Origin of the sequence: Nocardia sp. XZ_19_385 (assembly GCF_015355755.1) — a bacterium.
Classification (GTDB): domain Bacteria; phylum Actinomycetota; class Actinomycetes; order Mycobacteriales; family Mycobacteriaceae; genus Nocardia.
In genome coordinates this window covers 52,274-71,542 of the sequence record NZ_JACVEE010000001.1, presented here as the reverse complement: position 1 = coordinate 71,542, position 19,269 = coordinate 52,274, and the positions used below count along the sequence as shown (strand labels likewise).

Here is a 19,269-nt window from a genome sequence, read left to right as displayed (position 1 = left end):
CCTGACAGCCGTTCGCGGTCAGCGCACGCGCACGGCGGTGCGCTGTCCGGCGGGGCTCTCGATTGTCATGATGTCGGCCTCGAATCGCACGGTCGGCGCCGGGCCGCGCCCGGCAGGGTCGTCGGGTCGATAAGCCGCACCGGCGGTGCGCAAGAGCACGGTCGGCGGTGCGGTATCGAGTTCGGCCGCGTCGACCCCGCCCGCCTCGTCGAGGGCGTACCAGAACAGCCGTGACGAGCCGCCGGAACCGACCTCGACGTAGGTGCGCAGCTCACCGTCCCGAATGATGGTGCCCGCCAGAGTTACCCGGTCGATCGGGCCCACGATCCGCACCACCTGCTCGCGCTCGGCCTGTCCCGCAGCGGTTTTCGGCGCCGACAGCAAAGCGTGCACCGCCGCTTCGTGAGCAGCGACCTCCTGGGCTTCGTATCCTTCCGGCAGCGGAAACAGGACCGCGACGGCCTCGGCGCCGGTCGCGCTGACGGCCAGCCGATCCTGCTGCGCCGCGACACCGAATGTCGCACCGCCGTCGAGCCGATAGGTGCCGGTGATCGCGGCGACGGCCGCGGGATCGACGGCACCACCGGTGCGCGGCACAGGTATCGGTGCACCCGCGACGACCGCCGGACCGACTGCCGCCAGCAATTCCTCCGCGCTCACGTCGGCGGTGTTGGAGCTGATCGCCAGCACCCGGCGGCTCTCGGGCAGCACCACGACGGTGACGTTGTGCCCGGTGCCGCCGCCACCCGCCGTCGCGTAGACAGGTTCGCCGTAGCGGTCCGGGCCGAACGCCACCCACCCCGGGATCTCCGCGACACCGTCGCCGCGCTCGAAACGTAGCGAGGTGAGCATCGCGGTCGCCGGTGGGCCGAGCACCTGCCCGGCGAACAGTTCCCCCGCCCAGCGCGCCAGCTCCGCCGTCGACATCGCCAGCCCGCCGTTTCCTTCGATCGCCCAGTGCGGTCCGCCGAAATCGCTGCCCTCGCCGGGTGATCCGTCCTCCTGGTAGCCGACGGCCCGGGGTCCGGGCGCGGCGGGCTCGCCGTTCCAGAAACCCGCCGCGACCGGGCCGCCCGGGACGTTCAGCAATCGCGATGTCACGTATTCCCGATAGCCGGTACCGGACGCCTCCTCGACGAGCAGGGCCAGCAGCGTGTAGCCCGCGTTGGAGTAGAGGAACGCCGAACCTGGCTCGAAGGCCGACTCGAGACCGCCGAGCGCGCGGATCGCGGCCTCGCGGTCGAGTGGCGAATAGTCCTGGCCATGGGATCCCGTGAGTCCGCCGGTATGTAACAGCAACTGCCGCACCGTCACTCGCGCCGCCGGGCCGCGTAGCTCCGAAAGTAGCTCGCCCGCAGTGACATCGAGCCCCAGCTCGCCGCGGCTGACCAGGTCGAGCGCCGCGGCGGCGGTGAACGCCTTGGTCACCGATCCGATACTGAAAACTGTGTCGGAAACGTTGGGCACCTCGGCATCTCGATCGGCCAGACGGTACCCGGCCGCGCACACGGTCGCGCCCTCGACCAGGTAGGCGATCGAGCCACTGAAACCTGCTGCCGCCCATCGGTCCAACCCCTCCGCCAAAGCGGGCTCGCAACGCTCGACCGATGCCGCGTACGGAGCGCCGGGCTGGTCCACATCGGAGGTGCAGGCGACAGCGCCGAGAACGGTTGCGCCGACGAGTACCGCCAGTAGTCGATTCACCTGCCCAACGTAGGAAGCATGGCGTTAACGCGGCGTGAACGCGCCCGGCTCGATCACTCGGGCCACTCCGAACCCTCGATGACATCGACGAAGTCCGTTCGCACGTAGCCGGGCGAGAAACGGTCCAGCACATCGGCTTTCACGTTTCCGAAGGTGGATGCCGGGCGGTGCGCGATGCCGTCGGTGAACGCGGCCAGGATACGTTTCTTGAAATCCGGACGTGGATGCGCTGCCACCACCGCGTCCCGCACCTCCTGCGACACATCGTGGTATCCGATGCCGAGCACGTCCAGTTCCACGCCGGCCGTCACCAGGGCGATCTCGGGAGCCATCCGGGCCGGAATCTCGGGCGTGGTGTGCAGGGCGATGGCCGTCCACACCAGTTCGGCGCGATCGTCGGCAATCCCGTGGGCGTGCAGGAACTTTCGCGCCTCGTCCGCGCCGTCGATCTCGAAGCGCTGCTCGGCGTCCCGGTAACGTTCGGTCAGCCCGAGAGCGTGGAACATCGCGCCGACGTAGAGCAGTTCGGGATCGAAGTCCAAGCCGCGACGTCGGCCCTGGAGCGAGCCGAACAGGAATACGCGCCGCGAGTGGTCGAAAATCAGGGGAGTGGCGGCATCCCGGACCAACTCGGTCGCCTCGCGAGCCAGGGTGCTGTCGGGGATCCGGATATCAGCGATCGTTGTCATATTTCGAGCTTCGTCTCCATGCCCCGCGCGCCGCCATGGCCATCCGGACGGGAACCCCACAGATTCGGCCATTAGTCTGACCAGGTGAGTCGCATGATCGCGGTAGCGGTATACGAAGGCGTCCGATTGCTCGATGCCACCGCGCCCATGGAAGTCTTCAGTACCGCAACGGAATTGGGTGGCGACTACGAACTCGTCCTCTGTTCGCCGACCGGCGCACCGGTTCGCGCCTCGGCGGGCACGAGTCTCACGGTGGGCGCGTCCTACGCGGAAATCCGCGGCGCGCACACCGTTATCGTGCCCGGTTCGAGCCAGTTGCCGCACGCGCCCGCTCCGTCCAAATGGTCGAGGCGATACCGGCTTTCGTCGCCTCCGCGCGCCGCATCGCCTCGGTCTGCACCGGGGCATTCGCCTTGGCTCAGGCCGGTGTCCTGGATGGCCGCCGCGCCACCACTCATTGGCGGCATACCGGTGTTCTCGCCCGCGCCCATCCGAAAATCACCGTCGAACCCGATGCCATTTACGTCCGCGACGGCTCGGTCTACACCTCCGCCGGAGTCAGCGCGGGCATCGATCTGGCCCTCGCCCTCGTAGAGGAAGACGAAGGCGCGCACCTGGCCCGAGAAGTAGCCCGGGACCTGGTGGTATTCCTGCAACGCCCGGGCGGCCAATCCCAATTCTCGGTAGCCTCCCGGCTACCGCGTCCCCGCCACGATCCACTGCGCGCCCTGCTCGACGACATCCTCGCCGACCCGGCGGCTGACCACTCCTTGCCCGCCATGGCCACCCGCGTCGCCCTGAGCGTCCGCCACCTCACCCGCCTGTTTCGCGAACATCTCGACACCACCCCGGCCGCCTTCGTCGAAACCGTCCGCCTGGAAGCCGCCCAATCCATGCTGGAATCCGGTGAATCCGTCACCGGGTCCGCCCGGCGCTCCGGCCTGGGCAGCGACGAATCCCTCCGCCGAGTCTTCCTCCGCCACTTGGGCGTAAGCCCCTCCGCCTACCGCGCCCGGTTCCGCACCAGCCTGTCGGATGGGTGACCACTCGCCTGGGCTACCAGTCAGCCCGGCTCCGCAACCAGGTGCAGGTAGGCGGTGTCCAGGGGAATGTCGACTGCGAACCAGGCGGCGGGGCGGTCGTCGTCGTGCGGGCACCAGGCGGTGGCGACGCACAGGCGGGCCACTTCCGCGGCGGCCAGGCCGGGTAGGTGCCAGGCGACCCCGGCCGGATCCGTGTAGTGCACACCGTATTCGGTGGAACCCTCGGGCACGTTGGGTGGCAGCAGGTCGGCCCAGTCGGCGGGCATCAGGCGGCCGTCCGCGGCCTGCAGGGCGAGTAGTTCGGAGTCCGGGCCGCCGATCGACACCATGAAGTGCTCGTTTTCGACGCTGACGGCGGCCAGGCATTCGCCGGAGTCCGGGCCGCCGAAGGCGTCGGCCGGGAGGTCGGTCAGTTCGGCCGCGACGACCAGTCCGGACACCGCCGTTTTGGCTTTCACCTGCCAGATCGCAGCCCACATCGGGACCGGGGCACCGCCGTCCCAGGCCGGGACGTCGATGCTCCCGATCAGGAGATCCACCGTCGCGGTGTGGTGTTGCCAGCGGTGCAGGTGCGCACCGTTCGGCAAGCGCCACAGGGTATCCGGCTCGGCCGGCAGCACAGTCGATCCGAGTGTGACAGCGAACTCGACCTTCCCGAGGGGCGTGTCGATCACGGCTCGGCGGCGAGCTGCCCGGGCCAGGTCGTCGGTGGGGAGCATGCGCCCATCATGCAGTAGTGCTCAACGGGATTCGATCGCAGTGACTCTAAAGGTGTTCGCGCCGGTCGAAAGGTGGTTTCGTCTCGCTAGTTGCCCGGTTCCAGCGAAAGGCCCCACGCATGTCCGTTGCCAGCTCTGCCGAATCCGGAACCGCGGTGCGCGTGGTCAAGCTCGGCGCTCACATCGGCGCGCGAATCGAGGGGGTGCGACTCGGCGGTGACCTGGGTGCACGCACGGTCGCCGCCATTCGATCGGCGCTGCACGAGCACAAGGTGATCTTCTTCCAAGGCCAGGATCATCTGACCGAGGACGGGCAGTACGAGTTCGCGGAATTGCTCGGCAGCCCGACCACTCCGCATCCAACGCTGAACGCGACGGGGTCGAAGAGCCTGGCGATCGATTCGCAGCACGGCCGCTCGAACGTCTGGCACACCGATGTCACCTTCGTCGATCGGGTGCCGAAGGCGTCGATCCTGCGAGCGGTCACGCTGCCCAGTTACGGCGGCTCGACCACCTGGGCCTCGACGGTCGCGGCGTACGACGCGCTGCCCGAACCACTCAAAGTATTGGCCGAGAGCCTGCGCGCCCGGCACACCAACCTGTACGACTACGCCGGGGAAGGCCGCGCGTCGGAGGCGAATTCCGCGGCCTATCGGCGCGAGTTCGAATCGGCGTACTTCGAGACCGAGCATCCCGTGGTCGAGGTTCATCCCGAGACAGGGGAGCGTGCCCTGCTGCTGGGCTGCTTCGTGAAGGAACTGGCAGGGCTGTCCGGCAGCGAGTCGAAGGCGCTGTTCCAGCTGTTCCAGCACCGGATCACCCGGCTGGAGAACACCACTCGCTGGAATTGGTCGCCGGGCGACGTGGCGATCTGGGACAACCGTGCCACCCAGCATTACGCCATCGACGACTACGACGGCGCCGAGCGCCGCAAACTGACCAGGATCACGCTGGCCGGTGATATTCCGGTCGGCGTCGACGGGCGATCCAGCGTCGTGATCGCCGGTGATGCCGGGTACTACTCGCCGGTCCAGGCGCGGCGGGCGGCATAAGGCCACAACGGCATAACAGCATGTCAACTACCGCGCGCCGCCCGCTGGCAGGGCGTGCGCGATCGACTACTGTCCAGTGGCTCACGTGTCCGGTGATCATGCAGACAGGAACCGACCCGGTCTTCGGCCGACAAGGGGAATCCCGTGCATTTGTGGAGCTATATCCGGGGGCGGGGCGAGCTGCTGACGTTCCTGACCTATCAGCACGCGTCGCTGGCGTTGCAGACGGTACTGGTCGGGACGATCGTCGCCGTGGTGGTGGCGGTGGCGGTCTATCGGCTGCCGCTGCTGTCCTCGCTCACGCTGACTTCCAGCCGGGTGGCTTTGACGATTCCCTCGCTGGCACTGCTGGCACTGCTGCTGGTCCCGTTCGGGCTCGGCGTGGTGCCCTCGTTCCTCATGCTGGCGTTCTTCGCGACCTTGCCGGTGATCGGTAACGCGATCGTGGGATTGCGTTCGGTGCCGGCCTCGGTCATCGAGTCCGCGCGCGGTATCGGGCTGTCCCGGTGGCGGATTCTGTGCACCATCGAATTGCCGATCGCCTGGCCGGTGATCCTTACCGGCATCCGGGTCTCGACCCAGATGGTGGTCGGCGTCGCCGCCATCGTCGCCTACGTCCTGGGCCCTGGTCTGGGATCGCTGATCTTCAACGGCCTGTCCCGGCTCGGCGGCGCGAACGCCCTCGAAATGGCGCTGACCGGAACCATTCTCATCGTCGCGATCGCGTTGGTGTTCGACGCGCTCCTCGTCCTGCTGGGACGCCTCACCATCGCGAAGGGACTGTCATGACCGATGCTGTGACCCTCCGGCCGGTTCCGGCGGAACGCAATGTGACGGGCGCGTCGATCGCGCTGGACGGTGTCGTCAAACGCTATCGGGGACAGGAGAAACCGGCGGTCGAACGCCTGGACCTGGAGATCGAGGCGGGCCAGATCGTCGCGTTCGTCGGCCCGTCCGGCTGCGGGAAGACCACCACCCTCAAGATGATCAACCGGCTGATCGAGCCCACCGAGGGGCGGATCCTGATCGACGGCCGGGACGTCACGAAAGAGGATCCGGACAAGCTGCGGCAGTCCATCGGGTACGTCATCCAATCCGGCGGCTTGTTCCCGCACTGGTCGGTGGCCAAGAACATCGGCGCGATTCCGCGGGTGCTCGGCTGGGACAAGAAGCGGATCGCCGAGCGCACCGAATATCTGCTCGACCTGGTCGGCCTCGATCCCGGCACCTTCGCGGACCGGCTACCCAAGGACATGTCCGGCGGACAGCAGCAGCGCGTCGGCGTGGCACGGGCGCTCGCCGCCGATCCGCCGGTGCTGCTCATGGACGAGCCGTTCGGCGCGGTCGACCCGATCACCCGGGTTCGCCTGCAGGACAGCCTGATCGCGATTCAGCACGAGCTCGGCAAAACCATCGTGATCGTCACCCACGATTTCGAGGAAGCCACCAAGCTCGGGGACAAGGTGCTGATCCTGTCGGAGGGCGGGCACATCGAGCAGTACGCCACACCGGAGGAGATCCTCACCGATCCGGCCACGCCGTTCGTCGAGGAGTTCGTCGGATCCGGAGCGAAGCTGGCCTATCTGACGGTGTCGCGGGTGCGAGATGTGGAGTACGACAAGGTGTTCACCGCTCGGATCGGTGAACCGTCGGGGGACGTGATCGCCCGGGCGAAGGCGGCGGGGCACAGCTGGATCGTGGTCGTCGACCCGGCCGGGCGGCCGCGGTCGTGGCCCTCGCTCACGGAAGTGGCGACCAAACCCGAGGTTTCGGACTTCCTGGATCGCCGGTTGCCGGTCGTGGCGCGATCCTCGACGCTCAACGACGCGTTCGACGAGATGCTCGCGACCAGTCAGGGAGCCACGCTGGTCACCGATGGCCGCGGCGCCGTCGTCGGCTCGCTGAGCATCGGGGCGGTGACCGAGCTGATCCGGAACAAGCTCGCGGAGGGCACCCCGAAGAGGAGGACCTTTCCTACGAAACTTACGTCGACGGAACCGATCCCGCGCCCACCCCGGTGGTCGCCGCCGACGACGAACCCGGATCCCTGGCGGTCACCGCGCCCGGTGAGCCGACATGAATCGGTTGCGCCGCATACCGATCGACGTCTGGTTCGAGCCGATCATCATCCTGGCCATCGGTATCGGCTACCTGCTCTGGTACCGGTCCAGCACCTTCACCTCGACCGAGCAGGCATCGCTGGCCTGGGCCAATTTGCAGACCACGATCCTCGCGCACATCAAGCTGACCGTGGTGGCCACGCTGATCGTGGTCGTGGTCGCGATTCCGCTGGGTATCGCCCTGACCCGGCCCGCGTTGCAGCGGTTCGAGACGGTCGCCGTCAATGTCGCCAATATCGGCCAGGCCGCGCCCGCGGTCGGCCTGCTCGTGCTGTTCACGTTCTGGCTGGGCACCGGATTCCGTACCGCCGTGGTCGGTCTCGTGGTGTACGCGATTCTGCCGATCCTGCAGAACACGATCGTCGGGTTGCGGCAGGTGGACCAGCGCACGATCGAGGCGTCCCGCGGCATCGGTTTCTCGGCGGCGCGCACCCTGTTCCAGGTCGAGTTGCCGCTCGCGGTCCCGGTGATTCTCAACGGCGTGCGTACCGCGCTGGTCATCCTGGTCGGCACCGCGACGCTGAGCACCTTCATCGGGGCGACGAGCCTCGGCACGCTGATCACCACCGGCGTCACCCTGTTCCTGCCCAAACTGCTCATCTCCGGCGCGATTCTGGTCGGTCTGCTGGCGCTGGTCATCGACTGGCTCGGCCGGCTGGTCGAATTGGCCGCGACTCCGCGAGGTGTGTCATGAGGTCGATACGGGCCGGATCGATTGCGCTACTGGTAGTTACGCTGCTCGCCGGGTGCGGGCTGGTGAGCTCATCGGGCACGTTCCACGACTCGAGCCTCCCGGACGGTGCGCGGCCGCTGGACGGCGCGAAGCTGGTCGTCACCTCCAAGAGCTTCACCGAGGGCGTGCTGCTCGGCAAGATCACCGCGACCTACCTGGCCGCGGCCGGCGCCGAGGTCACCGACCTGACCGGGGCGCCCGGATCGGCGTCCTCGCGGCAGGCCCAGCTCAACGGTGACGCCGACATCCTGTGGGAGTACACGGGCACCGGCTGGGTGAACTACCACAACCAGACCGAGACGATCGTGGACCCGCACGAGCTGTGGCAGCGAGTGCACGACATCGAGAAGCGCGACAACAACCTGGAGTGGCTGCCCCCGGCGAACTTCAACGACACCTATGCTTTCGCCGCGTCCACCCCGACCGCGCAACGCCTGCAGGTGAAGTCGCTGTCGGATGTCGCCGCGCTGCCCGTCGCCGACCGCACCTTCTGCGTCGACGACGAATTCTTCAGCCGCTCGGACGGTTTCCTGCCGATGCTGGTGAAATACGGTATGCCGTACAACGATCCGAACGGCCTGCCCGCGGCCAACGTCACCCGGATGGACGCCGGCGTCGTCTACCCGGCGACGGCCAAGAGCGCGCCCTGCAACTTCGGCATGGTGTACACCACCGACGGCCGGGTCAAGAACCTCGGCCTGTCGGTCCTGGACGACGACAAGAAGTTCTTCCTCCCCTACAGCGGCACCGCCGTCGTCCGCGGCGCGATCATCGAGGAGTACCCCCAGCTTCGCGCCCTGCTCGGCACCATCTCCGAGCGCCTGACCGACCAGCTCATGCAGGACCTCAACGGCCGCGTCGACATCGACGGCGAAGACCCCTCCGACGTCGCCTACGACTGGCTCCGGGGCGAAAAGCTGGTCGGCTAGCGAGGACTGGGTGCGGGCGCGACACGCGTCTCGACCGGGCTAACACCGGCTGGTGCATGCACTGTGATTATCATGGTCCGCACAACAGACGAACACACTCAGCCGCAACCGCATCCGCGTCACTCAACGTTTAGGCCCAGTACACCCACTGCACGGCTCCTGCGCGCGTTACCCGGTTTTGCTTGCCCCCTTGCTCATCGGTGACCGAATTGATTGTCGGACACCGGCTTATGCTTCACTAATTTGCTGTCCCGACCATCGGTCATGCTGTGAACGAACCGGGTATTCGGTATTCGGTCACTGTATGGGTGATATAACCGTACGGAAGTTTGTTAATCCCCGGTACGGCGGCGAATTATGCAGTATTACAACGACATTCGCCCGGATTGCGACATACTGATCCAGTACGCCGCGCCATGGGTCGGGGGCTTCGACTTCGGAAAAGTCGAACGATTGTCCAAATTCGCTACAGCGCAGTCAGTGGAGGTCAGGGTCTATTTGCGCACCCCGGGATCCGGGCAGGGACGCTCGGGTGCGGGCTGCGGTGCGCTCCGGCTGAGTAGTGCCGTCTGAGCAAGTGCAGCAATGGTTTTGGTGCTTGGCGTTGCTGGCCGGTGGATCGGCACCGCCCAGCCTAGGCGACAAGCGAGGGAAATAGGCCATGCAATCCGTTACAAATTCACTCCGGCGTAGTTCGACGGCGATTCAGAAAGAACTGTGGCTGGCGCACGAGCTGTCAGACATCCCGAACAACTGTATCGTTTACGCGGATATCCACGCCGAGCTGGAAATCCGCCGCTTTTTCGACGCCCTGCGCCGGGTGTTTGCCGAATCGGAGTCGCTGACAGTCAATTTCGTCGCGGAGTCCGAGGGGCCAGAGCAGGTCGAGCGTGACGTCAGTGCTTGGAAGCCGACTTACCTCGACCTCACCGACCGGCCGGACCCGAAATCGGCTGCGCTCGACTATATGTCGCGGGAACGCGAGGTAGGTTTCGATCTCGAGCGAGATTGCCTGCTCCGGGTCGCGCTACTCAAAGTCGGTGACGGACACCATGTGTTGTCGATGTGTTTTCACCACATCATCATGGACGGTGTCGGCGTAGCCACGTGGACCCAGCGCGTGCTCGATGTCTATGGTGCCTCGGTGAGCGGGACCCCGGTCCCGCCCGCCGGTTTCGTGAGCGCAGAAGACATCCTCGACAGTGACCGGGCGTATCGTCGCGACCGACAGCCGATCGACCAGGAGTACTGGCGCCGGGCGATCCCGGCCGGAACCGAACCCGTCCGGCTCCCGGGCAACGCCGAGCCCGACGCCAAACCAGGGCGAGTCGGCTGCACCCGCAGCCTGTCCGGTGTGGAACTGCGGGAGCTGACCAGCTCCGCGGAATCGATCGGTCTCCGGCTGCCCTACCTGCTGATGGCGGTGGCGGCGGCCGCTGTCCAGCGGCACGCGTCGCGTGACGAATTCTGCGTCCAGATGCCGGTTTCCAACCAGACGGCCATCGCGAGCCGGACGCCCTGCCAGCTCTCGGATACGGTTCCGCTGCTGGTGCGGTCGAGCAACAGCCTGTCGCTGGCGGAGCTCGCCGAGCGGATCCACGACAGCGTCTCCAGCGCCAAAGACCATCTGCGCTACGGGATGTCGAACATCCGGCGCGACCTGAAGATGTCGAACGCGAAGGCTGACGGCTTGGGCCCGGTCGTCAACGTCATGTCGTTCTTCGGGGCGTTGCGGATGGCGGACGGCACGGCCGACCTCCAGGTCTTCTCGGCCGGGACCAGCGGGGATCTGTCGATCATCTTCTCCTATGAGCGCCAGGCGGCGCGCGGCGGTTACCTGCGGCTGGAGGGCGACGCGCGGGTCTACACCGAGGACGACCTGCACGGCTATCTCGAATCGATCGCGCGCTACCTGGGGCAGGCGGTCGCCGATCCGGCCGCGCCGATCGGGGCGGTGGATCTGCTCGGCGCGGAGCGCAGCCTGGTGCTCGAGACGTGGAACGACACGGCGACGCCGGTCGATTCGGCGGCGACCCTGCTCGGCTTGTTCGAAGAGCGCGTGGCGCAGTGGCCGGACGCGGTGGCGGTGGCCGCCGGTGCGGCCGAGCTCTCCTACCGAGAGCTCGATCGCAGGGCCGAACAGATTGCGCGGACCTTGATTTCGCATGGCGTGCGGCCGGACAGTGTCGTGGCGGTGGCAGTGCCGAGGTCGGCAGAGCTGATCGTCGCGATCCTGGCGGTGCTGAAGGCCGGCGGCGCCTATCTGCCGATCGATCCGGCCTATCCGCCGGAACGGCTGGCATTCGTGCTCGGCGATGCCGCGCCGATCGCGGTCCTCACCGACGGTGCTACGTCGAAATCGCTGCCGCACAGCAATGTCCCGCATATCTTGCTCGAGGACGCCGAGGCAGCACCTTCCGGTGTCGCGCGCACCGCCACGCCTCGGCCCGGCAACATGGCCTACCTGATCTACACCTCCGGCTCCACCGGCACGCCGAAGGGCGTCGCCGTCACCCACGCCAACGTCGCCTCGCTGTTCCTGAGTACAGCTCAGTGGTGCGAGTTCGGTACCGGCGACGTCTGGGCCTGGTGCCATTCCCAGGCGTTCGACTTCTCGGTCTGGGAGATCTGGGGTGCGCTCCTGCACGGCGGCCGCGTCGTCGTCGTGCCGTGGGATGTCGTGCGTACTCCGGCACAGCTGTGGGATCTGGTGGTCGACGCGGGAGTGACCGTCCTCAATCAGACTCCCTCGGCCTTCAACGCGCTCGCCGAAGCTCGCTCGGTCAGCGGCCGAGCGGATTCCGACCTGCGCATGGTGATCTTCGGCGGCGAAGCGCTGAACCCCGCCCACCTGCGCAGGTGGTACTCGGCGGGCGGCGATGACGGGCCGGCGCTGGTGAACATGTACGGAATCACCGAAACCACCGTGCACGTGACACGGCTCGATCTGGTTGCGGCACATGCCGATCGGAGTGGCAGCCCGATCGGGACGCCGCTGGGGAATATGCGGGTGTTCGTGCTGGATTCGGCGTTGGCGCCGGTTCCGGTGGGCGCGGTCGGCGAATTGTATGTAGCCGGTGCGCAGTTGGCGCGGGGCTATCGCGGCCGAGCGGGGTTGACCGCGGCGCGGTTCGTGGCCGATCCCTTCGACCCGGCCGGTGGCGGCAGGCTGTACCGCACCGGCGATGTCGCGCGCTGGACGACGGCAGGCGTTCTGGAGTTCGTCGGCCGAGCCGACGATCAGGTCAAGATCCGCGGCTTCCGGGTCGAGCCCGGTGAGATCGAAACCGTTCTGGCCCAGCATCCTTCGGTCTCGCGAGCCGTGGTGGTAGCTCGCGACATCGGCGGCAACCAGCAGCTGGTCGGGTATGTGGTCACCGACCGCGAATCGGGCGACGACGATGCGCGGGCGGCCCTCGGCGGGGAACTGCGACAGTTCGCGGCCGAGCGGCTCCCGGAGTTCATGGTGCCCGCGGTGGTGCTGGTGATCGACACGGTGCCGTTGACCGCGAACGGGAAGCTCGATCGCGCCGCGTTGCCGGCGCCGTCGATGGTGTCCTCGCGCCGGTATCGCGCCCCCCGCGGTGCAGGTGAGCAGGTGCTGGCCGAGCTGTTCGGTGAGGTTCTCGGCCGCGACCGAGTCGGCGCCGACGACAGCTTCTTCGAACTGGGCGGGCACTCGTTGTCGGCCACACACCTGATCAGCCGGATTCGAGCGGTCCTGGGGGTCGAGGTCCCGATCCGGACGGTCTTCGACGCTCCGACCGTGGCGCGGCTGGCGACTCGGCTCGACGCGGGTATCCGGGTGCGCCCGATGCTGTCGGCCCGGCAGCGCCCGGACGTGGTCCCGCTGTCGTACGCGCAGCGGCGGTTGTGGTTCATCCACCGGCTCGAAGGCCCTTCCGCCACTTACAACGTCCCGCTGACGGCACGATTGACGGGCGCGTTCGACACATCCGCCTTCGCCACGGCGGTCGCCGATGTGATTGCCCGGCACGAGAGTCTGCGCACCGTATACATCGAAACCGACGGCATCCCGGCCCAGCGGGTGGTCGACTTCGACAGCATCGAGGTGCCGGTGATCGTCACCGATGCCGTCGATGTGGATGCGGCAGTCGCCGAGGCGGCGCGGTATCGGTTCGATCTGTCCACGCAGATCCCGATCCGGGCCTCGGTGTTCCGCCGCGGCGTCGATGACTGGATGCTGGTGTTCTTGTTCCATCACATCGCCGGTGACGGCTGGTCGGCGACCACACTGTTGCGGGACCTGTCGGCGGCTTACGCGGCCCGGCTGGAACAGCGGGCGCCGAAGTGGCGGCCGTTGCCGGTGCAGTACGTGGATTACACGCTGTGGCAGCAGGAACTGCTCGGGTCCGCGACCGATCCTGACAGCATGCTGTCGGACCAGTTCGACTATTGGCGCGCCGAACTCGGTGGACTGCCCGAGCAGTTGCGGTTGCCGACCGACCGGCCGCGCCCGCGGGTGGCGAGCTATCGCGGTGACATGGTGCTGTTCGACATCGATCCCGAGATCCGTACGGCGGTCGAGCGGTTGGCCGCCGATCAGGGCGCGACGGTGTCGATGGTGTTGCAGTCGGCATTGGCGGTTTTGCTGTTCAAACTCGGTGCGGGACAGGATATTCCGATCGGTGCGCCGATCGCCGGTCGTACCGATGACGCGTTGACCGATCTGGTCGGGTTCTTCGTCAACACCTGGGTGCTGCGCACCGCGGTCGATCCGGCGGCGTCGTTCGCCGAGATCCTCGCTCAGGTCCGGGCGAAAGCCTTGGCGGCGTACGAGAATCAGGACGCACCGTTCGAGTTGCTGGTGGAGTTGCTCAACCCGGCCCGCTCGTCGGCCTACCACCCGTTGTTCCAGGTCCTGCTGACCCTGCAAGACAACCCCCTGCCCGCCTTGGAGCTCCCGGGAGTCGAGGTCGACGGTCGTTCCCCGGCCAGTACCACCTCGCGCTTCGACTTGACCTTCAACATCGGTGACGGCCCGACCGGTAGCTGGGAGGGCTACATCGAGTACGCCACCGACCTGTTCGACCGGTCCACGATCGAGGCCACCGCGGCGCGGTTGGTGCGGACACTCCGGCAGGTCGTGGCGGCTCCGGACAGCCTGGTGGGAGCAATCGATGTTCTCGGCGGTGACGAACGAGAACTGGTGCTGCACAGGTGGAATGACACCGCTGTGCCGGTCGACCGGCACAGCACGGTGGTCGAGCTGTTCCGAGAACGAGTCGTCGCGTCCCCGGACGCCGTGGCCGTCGTGGCCGCCGACGGCGAGTTGTCGTATCGGGAACTCGATGGTCGCGCCGATCGGCTCGCGCAGATATTGATCTCGCGCGGGGTGAGTTCCGATGTCATCGTCGCGGTCGCCCTGCCCCGATCAGTGGATCTGATCGTGGCGTTGCTCGCGGTACTGAAAGCTGGTGGCGGGTACCTGCCGATCGACCCGGCCTATCCCTCGGATCGGCTGGCGTTCATCCTCGGTGATGCCGCGCCTGCCGTCGTCCTGACCGACCACGACACGGCACGGGTATTGCCGCACGCCACTACGCCACACCTCTATCTCGATACCCTCGACTTCAGTGGCGCGGACATCGGCAACCGGGCCGTGCCGGTGCGGCCGGAGGCTTTGGCGTATCTGATCTACACCTCGGGTTCCACCGGTGTGCCCAAAGGTGTTGCTGTCAGCCACCGTAACGTGCTGAATCTGGCTTCCCAGACGTGGTCGACCGGCCCGGGGGAGCGGGTGCTGGTCCACTCCTCGGTTGCCTTCGATGCTTCTACCTATGAGATCTGGCCCGCGCTGATCAGTGGCGGCGCCGTGGTGCTGGCCGGTGCGCAGCGTTCGGACCCGGCCGAGATCACCGGGTTGATCGCAGACGGGTCGGTGACCAAGATGTTCGCGACCCCGGCGTTGCTGTCGGCGGTACTCGATCACGCGGAACCCTTGCCGGACAACCCCTTCCGCAGTCTGTCGCAGGTAATCGCCGGTGGCGCCGAGCTTCCTTCCGGATTGGTCGGTCGGTTGAAAGACCGCATCGGCGATGTTCAGGTCACCAATGGTTATGGGCCGACCGAGACCACGGTGTTCGCGACGGTGTTCGACACGGATGCGGTTTCGAACGACGTCTCGGTGCCGATCGGGTCCGCGTTGGCCAATGTGCGTGTGTACGTGCTGGATTCGTGCCTGTCACCGGCGCCTGTCGGTGTCGCGGGTGAGCTGTATGTGGCTGGTGCGCAGTTGGCGCGCGGCTACCACGGCAAGGCTGGTTTGACTGCCGCCCGGTTCGTCGCCGATCCGTTCGATGCGGCTGGTGGCCGGTTGTATCGCACCGGTGACGTCGTGCGCTGGACCTCGGCAGGGGTACTGGAGTTCGCGGGCCGCATCGATGACCAGGTGAAGATCCGGGGCTTCCGTGTCGAACCCGGCGAGGTCGAAACCGTTCTCGCGCAACATCCTGCGGTATCGCAAGCGGTGGTGGTAGCCCGCGATCTCGGCACCGGCGGCAAGCAATTGATCGGATACGTCGTCGCTGACCAAACCGGGGAGGACGTGCGCCGATTCGCCGCTGAGCGGTTGCCGGACTTCATGGTGCCCGCGGCGGTCATGGTCCTCGACGCGATGCCGATGACCGCGAACGGGAAACTGGATCGCGCGGCGTTGCCGGAACCGGAATTGGTGTCGTCGGCAGGGTACCGGGCGCCGGAGGGCGAGCAGGAGCGGGTCCTGACCGAGTTGTTCGCCGAGGTCCTCAAACGGGACCGAGTCGGCGCGGACGACAACTTCTTCGAGCTGGGCGGTCATTCGCTGCTGGCCACCCGCCTGGCCAGCCGGATCCGGTCGGTTCTGGGCGTCGAGGTGCCGATCCGGACGGTGTTCGACGCGCCGACCGTGGCGCAGCTGGCCGCCCGGCTCGACGCGGGTCTGCGGGTGCGCCCGAGCCTGTCGGCCGGGGAGCGTCCGGATATCGTGCCGTTGTCGTACGCGCAGCGGCGGCTGTGGTTCATCCACCGGCTCGAAGGCCCTTCCGCCACTTACAACATGGCGTTGGCGGTGCGGCTGCGCGGCGCGGATGTCTCGGCGTTGCGCGCCGCGATCGACGATGTGGTCGTCCGGCACGAGAGCCTGCGCACGATCTTCGTCGACGCGGAGGGCGTGCCGTCGCAGCGGGTGCTGGATGCCGGCAGCGTCGAGGTGCCGTTCACCGAGACCGCGGCCGACGCCCTGTCGACGGCCGAGCTGGACACGATGGTGACCGCGGCAGCGCAATACGGATTCGATCTGTCCTCGGAGATTCCGATCCGCGCCGACGTCTTCCGGTGCGACGTCGACGACGTGGTGCTGGTCTTGCTGATGCATCACATTGCCGGTGACGGCTGGTCGTTGACACCGTTGCTCCGGGATCTGTCGGCGGCATACTCCGCGCGCCTGGAGCATCGGGCGCCGGAGTGGCAGCCGTTGCCCGTGCAATACGTGGATTACACACTGTGGCAGCGCGAGTTGCTGGGTTCGGCGGCCGATCCGCACAGCGTGCTGGCGCAACAGTTCGAGTACTGGCGGGTTGAGCTCGACGGTCTGCCCGAGCAGCTGCGGTTGCCGATGGATCGCCCGCGCCCGCGCGTGGCGAGTTACCGCGGCGACATGGCGCTGTTCGACATCGATCCCGAGATTCGGGCCGCCGTCGAGCGCCTGGCGGCTCGTGAAGGCGCGACGGTGTCGATGGTGCTGCAGTCGGCGCTGGCCGTGCTGCTGTCCAAACTCGGTGCGGGGGAAGATATTCCGATCGGCGCCCCGATCGCCGGGCGTACCGATGACGCCCTCACCGATCTGGTCGGCTTCTTCGTCAACACCTGGGTGCTGCGCGCGACCGTGGATCCGGGAGCCTCCTTCACCGAGATCCTGAGCCAGGTACGGGTGAAAGCCCTGGCCGGATACGAGAACCAGGACATTCCGTTCGAGTTGCTCGTCGAACTGCTCAACCCGGCCCGCTCGGCCGCACATCATCCGCTGTTCCAGGTGACGCTGGCATTCCAGAACAACACGCTGCCGGACCTCCAGCTTTCGGGGGTGGGCATCGAGCGCCGCCCCGCGCCGACCGCGACCTCGCGCTTCGACCTGTTCTTCAACGTCTCCGATGCGCCCGCGGGCGCCGGGTGGGAAGGGTTCGTCGAGTACGCGACGGAATTGTTCGATCGGTCCACGGTCGAGACGATGGCGGCGCGCTGGGTGCGGTTGCTGCATCAGCTGGTCTCGGACCCGGGTGTCCCGGTCGGGTCGGTCGAGGTGCTGGCGGGCGCGGAACGCGCACTGGTGCTGGATCGCTGGAACGACACCGCTCTCACGGTCCCCGACACCACGCTGGTCGAGCTGTTCCAGGCGCAGGTCCGTCGAACGCCGGATGCCGTCGCGGTGGTCTGCGCGGACACCCAGCTGACCTATCGGGAACTGGATACCCGCGCCGGGCAGCTGGCGCGAGCGCTGGCTGCGCGGGGAGTAAGGCCCGACACCCTCGTCGCGGTGGCTTTGCCGCGCTCCGCCGATCTCATAGTGGCGATGCTGGGTGTGTTGCGGGCGGGCGGCGGGTACCTGCCGATCGATCCGGCCTACCCCTCGGATCGGCTGGCGTTCGTGCTGGCCGACGCCGATCCGGTTGTCGTCGTGACCGATCGGGGGACAGCGAAAGAGTTGCCGCCCAGCGCGATACCGCACCTGTGCCTGGACGACCTCGACACCGTCGACGTGGCCGACTGGACCCCGGATGTCGTGGTGTCCCCGCAGAATTTGGCGTACGTCATCTACACGTCCGGTTCCACGGGTGTGCCGAAGGGCGTGGGGATCACCCACCGCAACGTGGTGAACCTGGTTGCTCAGGCGTGGCCCGTGGTGTCCGAGGATCGGGTGCTGGTGCATTCGTCGATCGCGTTCGACGCCTCGACCTATGAGATCTGGCCTGCCCTGTGCGGTGGCGCCGCACTGGTGGTCGCGGGCGAGCAGCGTTCGGATCCGGGGGAGATCACACGCCTGGTCGAAACCTGGTCGGTAACGAAGATGTTCGCGACGCCGCCGTTGTTGTCGGCGCTGGTCGAACACGCGGAATCGTTGCCCGGCAACGTATTCCAGAGTTTGCGGCAGGTGCACACCGGAGCTGACACGCTCACCACGGCACTGGTGCACGCGATGGAATCCCGGTTCGGCGGTGTCCGGATCGAGAACCTGTACGGTCCGACCGAGGCCACCGTCGATGTGACGGCCTTCGCCGTGCCCGATGCGTCGCGCGACGTGCTGGGTGCGGTGGTGCCGATCGGCGCGCCGGTCGCCAATGCGCGTGTGTACGTGCTGGATTCGTGGTTGGCGCCGGTTCCTGTCGGCGTAGCGGGCGAACTGTATGTGGCCGGTGCGCAGTTGGCGCGCGGGTACCACGGTCGTGCGGGTTTGACTGCCGCGCGGTTCGTTGCCGACCCGTTCGACCCGACGGGCGGCCGGTTGTATCGGACCGGTGATGTGGTGCGCTGGAATGCCAGCGGGCAGCTGGAGTTCGCGGGCCGCAGCGATGATCAGGTAAAGATCCGCGGCTTCCGCGTCGAACCGGGCGAAGTTGAAACCGTTCTGGCGCAACATCCTTCGATCTCGCAGGCCGTGGTGGTCGCGCGCGGCGACTCCGAGGGTAAGCAGCTGGTCGGATATGTGGTGGCCGACCGGTCGGGCCCCGCCGTTGGTCAAGACGAACTGGTCGGTCAGTGGCGTCGGGTGTACGACGAGCTGTATTCGGCCGCCGACACCGGGAGCGACAGCGCCCAGCCCGATTTGGAGCCTGTGACCGAGCTCGGCGCCGGTTTCGGTGGCTGGAACAGCAGCTACACCGGCGAGCCGATTCCCTTGGAGCAGATGCGGGAATGGCGGTCGGCCACTGTCGACCGCATCCGGGAATTGCAGCCACAGCGGGTGCTCGAAATCGGCGTGGGTTCAGGTCTGTTGATGTCGCAGCTCGCACCCGACTGCGCCGAATACTGGGCGACAGATTTCTCGGCCGCGACGATCGGCACGCTGCAACGACAGGTGAACGAACTCGGCGCGGAATTCGCTGACCGTGTCGTACTGCGGGCGCAACCGGCCGACGATATCGACGGTCTGCCCGAAAGTTATTTCGACACTGTGGTGGTGAACTCCGTCATCCAGTATTTCCCCAGTCAGGCCTATCTGCGGACGGTGCTCGAGCGGGTTGCGGGGTTGCTGGCGCCCGGTGGTGCGGTGTTCGTGGGTGACG

General features: G+C 67.1%; 8 protein-coding genes and 2 pseudogenes (1 of these 10 running past the window's edge). 7 read left to right on the top strand and 3 right to left on the bottom strand.

Annotated elements, in window-relative coordinates:
- Positions 1-18: 18 nt before the first annotated feature.
- Both IBX22_RS00205 and IBX22_RS00200 read right to left on the bottom strand, forming a co-directional pair.
- A complete protein-coding gene (locus tag IBX22_RS00205; protein WP_194813363.1) occupies positions 19-1,704 on the bottom strand; it encodes a serine hydrolase in 1,686 nt (561 codons plus the stop codon).
- 53 nt (positions 1,705-1,757) lie between these two features.
- Complete coding sequence (locus tag IBX22_RS00200) at positions 1,758-2,393, bottom strand: HD domain-containing protein (RefSeq protein ID WP_194813362.1); 636 nt, start codon at positions 2,391-2,393, stop codon at positions 1,758-1,760.
- 93 nt (positions 2,394-2,486) lie between these two features.
- On the opposite strand from IBX22_RS00200, the pseudogene IBX22_RS00195 reads away from it, so the two are divergent.
- A pseudogene (locus tag IBX22_RS00195) lies at positions 2,487-3,436 on the top strand (GlxA family transcriptional regulator).
- A 20-nt stretch (positions 3,437-3,456) separates the two neighbouring features.
- Here the strand turns inward: IBX22_RS00195 and IBX22_RS00190 are convergent.
- Positions 3,457-4,155 (bottom strand): hypothetical protein, encoded by a 699-nt coding sequence (locus tag IBX22_RS00190; protein WP_194813361.1) that lies wholly within the window; start codon positions 4,153-4,155, stop codon positions 3,457-3,459.
- 119 nt (positions 4,156-4,274) lie between these two features.
- Here IBX22_RS00190 and IBX22_RS00185 point away from each other — a divergent pair, with 119 nt between their 5' ends.
- From IBX22_RS00185 to IBX22_RS00160, 6 genes and pseudogenes are all read left to right on the top strand, one after another.
- Positions 4,275-5,207: a TauD/TfdA family dioxygenase gene (locus IBX22_RS00185; RefSeq protein WP_194813360.1), complete on the top strand. Its 933-nt coding sequence runs from the start codon at positions 4,275-4,277 to the stop codon at positions 5,205-5,207.
- 144 nt (positions 5,208-5,351) lie between these two features.
- The gene (locus IBX22_RS00180) at positions 5,352-5,996 is read left to right on the top strand and encodes an ABC transporter permease (protein WP_194813359.1); all 645 of its coding nucleotides are present in this window, start codon (positions 5,352-5,354) and stop codon (positions 5,994-5,996) included.
- Positions 5,993-7,287: pseudogene (locus IBX22_RS00175) on the top strand (ATP-binding cassette domain-containing protein). The gene IBX22_RS00180 and the pseudogene IBX22_RS00175 overlap by 4 nt, the downstream one beginning before the upstream one ends.
- Positions 7,284-8,021, top strand: coding sequence for an ABC transporter permease (locus IBX22_RS00170; protein ID WP_194813358.1), 738 nt, complete (start codon positions 7,284-7,286; stop codon positions 8,019-8,021). Before IBX22_RS00175 ends, IBX22_RS00170 begins: the two are co-directional and overlap by 4 nt.
- Complete coding sequence (locus tag IBX22_RS00165; protein WP_194813357.1) at positions 8,018-8,989, top strand: glycine betaine ABC transporter substrate-binding protein; 972 nt, start codon at positions 8,018-8,020, stop codon at positions 8,987-8,989. The genes IBX22_RS00170 and IBX22_RS00165 overlap by 4 nt, the downstream gene beginning before the upstream one ends.
- 661 nt (positions 8,990-9,650) lie before the next feature.
- Positions 9,651-19,269, top strand: partial view of a non-ribosomal peptide synthetase gene (locus IBX22_RS00160; protein ID WP_194813356.1) — the 5' portion only. Its footprint extends 5,588 nt past the window's final position; only the first 9,619 of its 15,207 coding nucleotides appear in the window; its start codon is at positions 9,651-9,653; its stop codon lies off the right edge, out of view.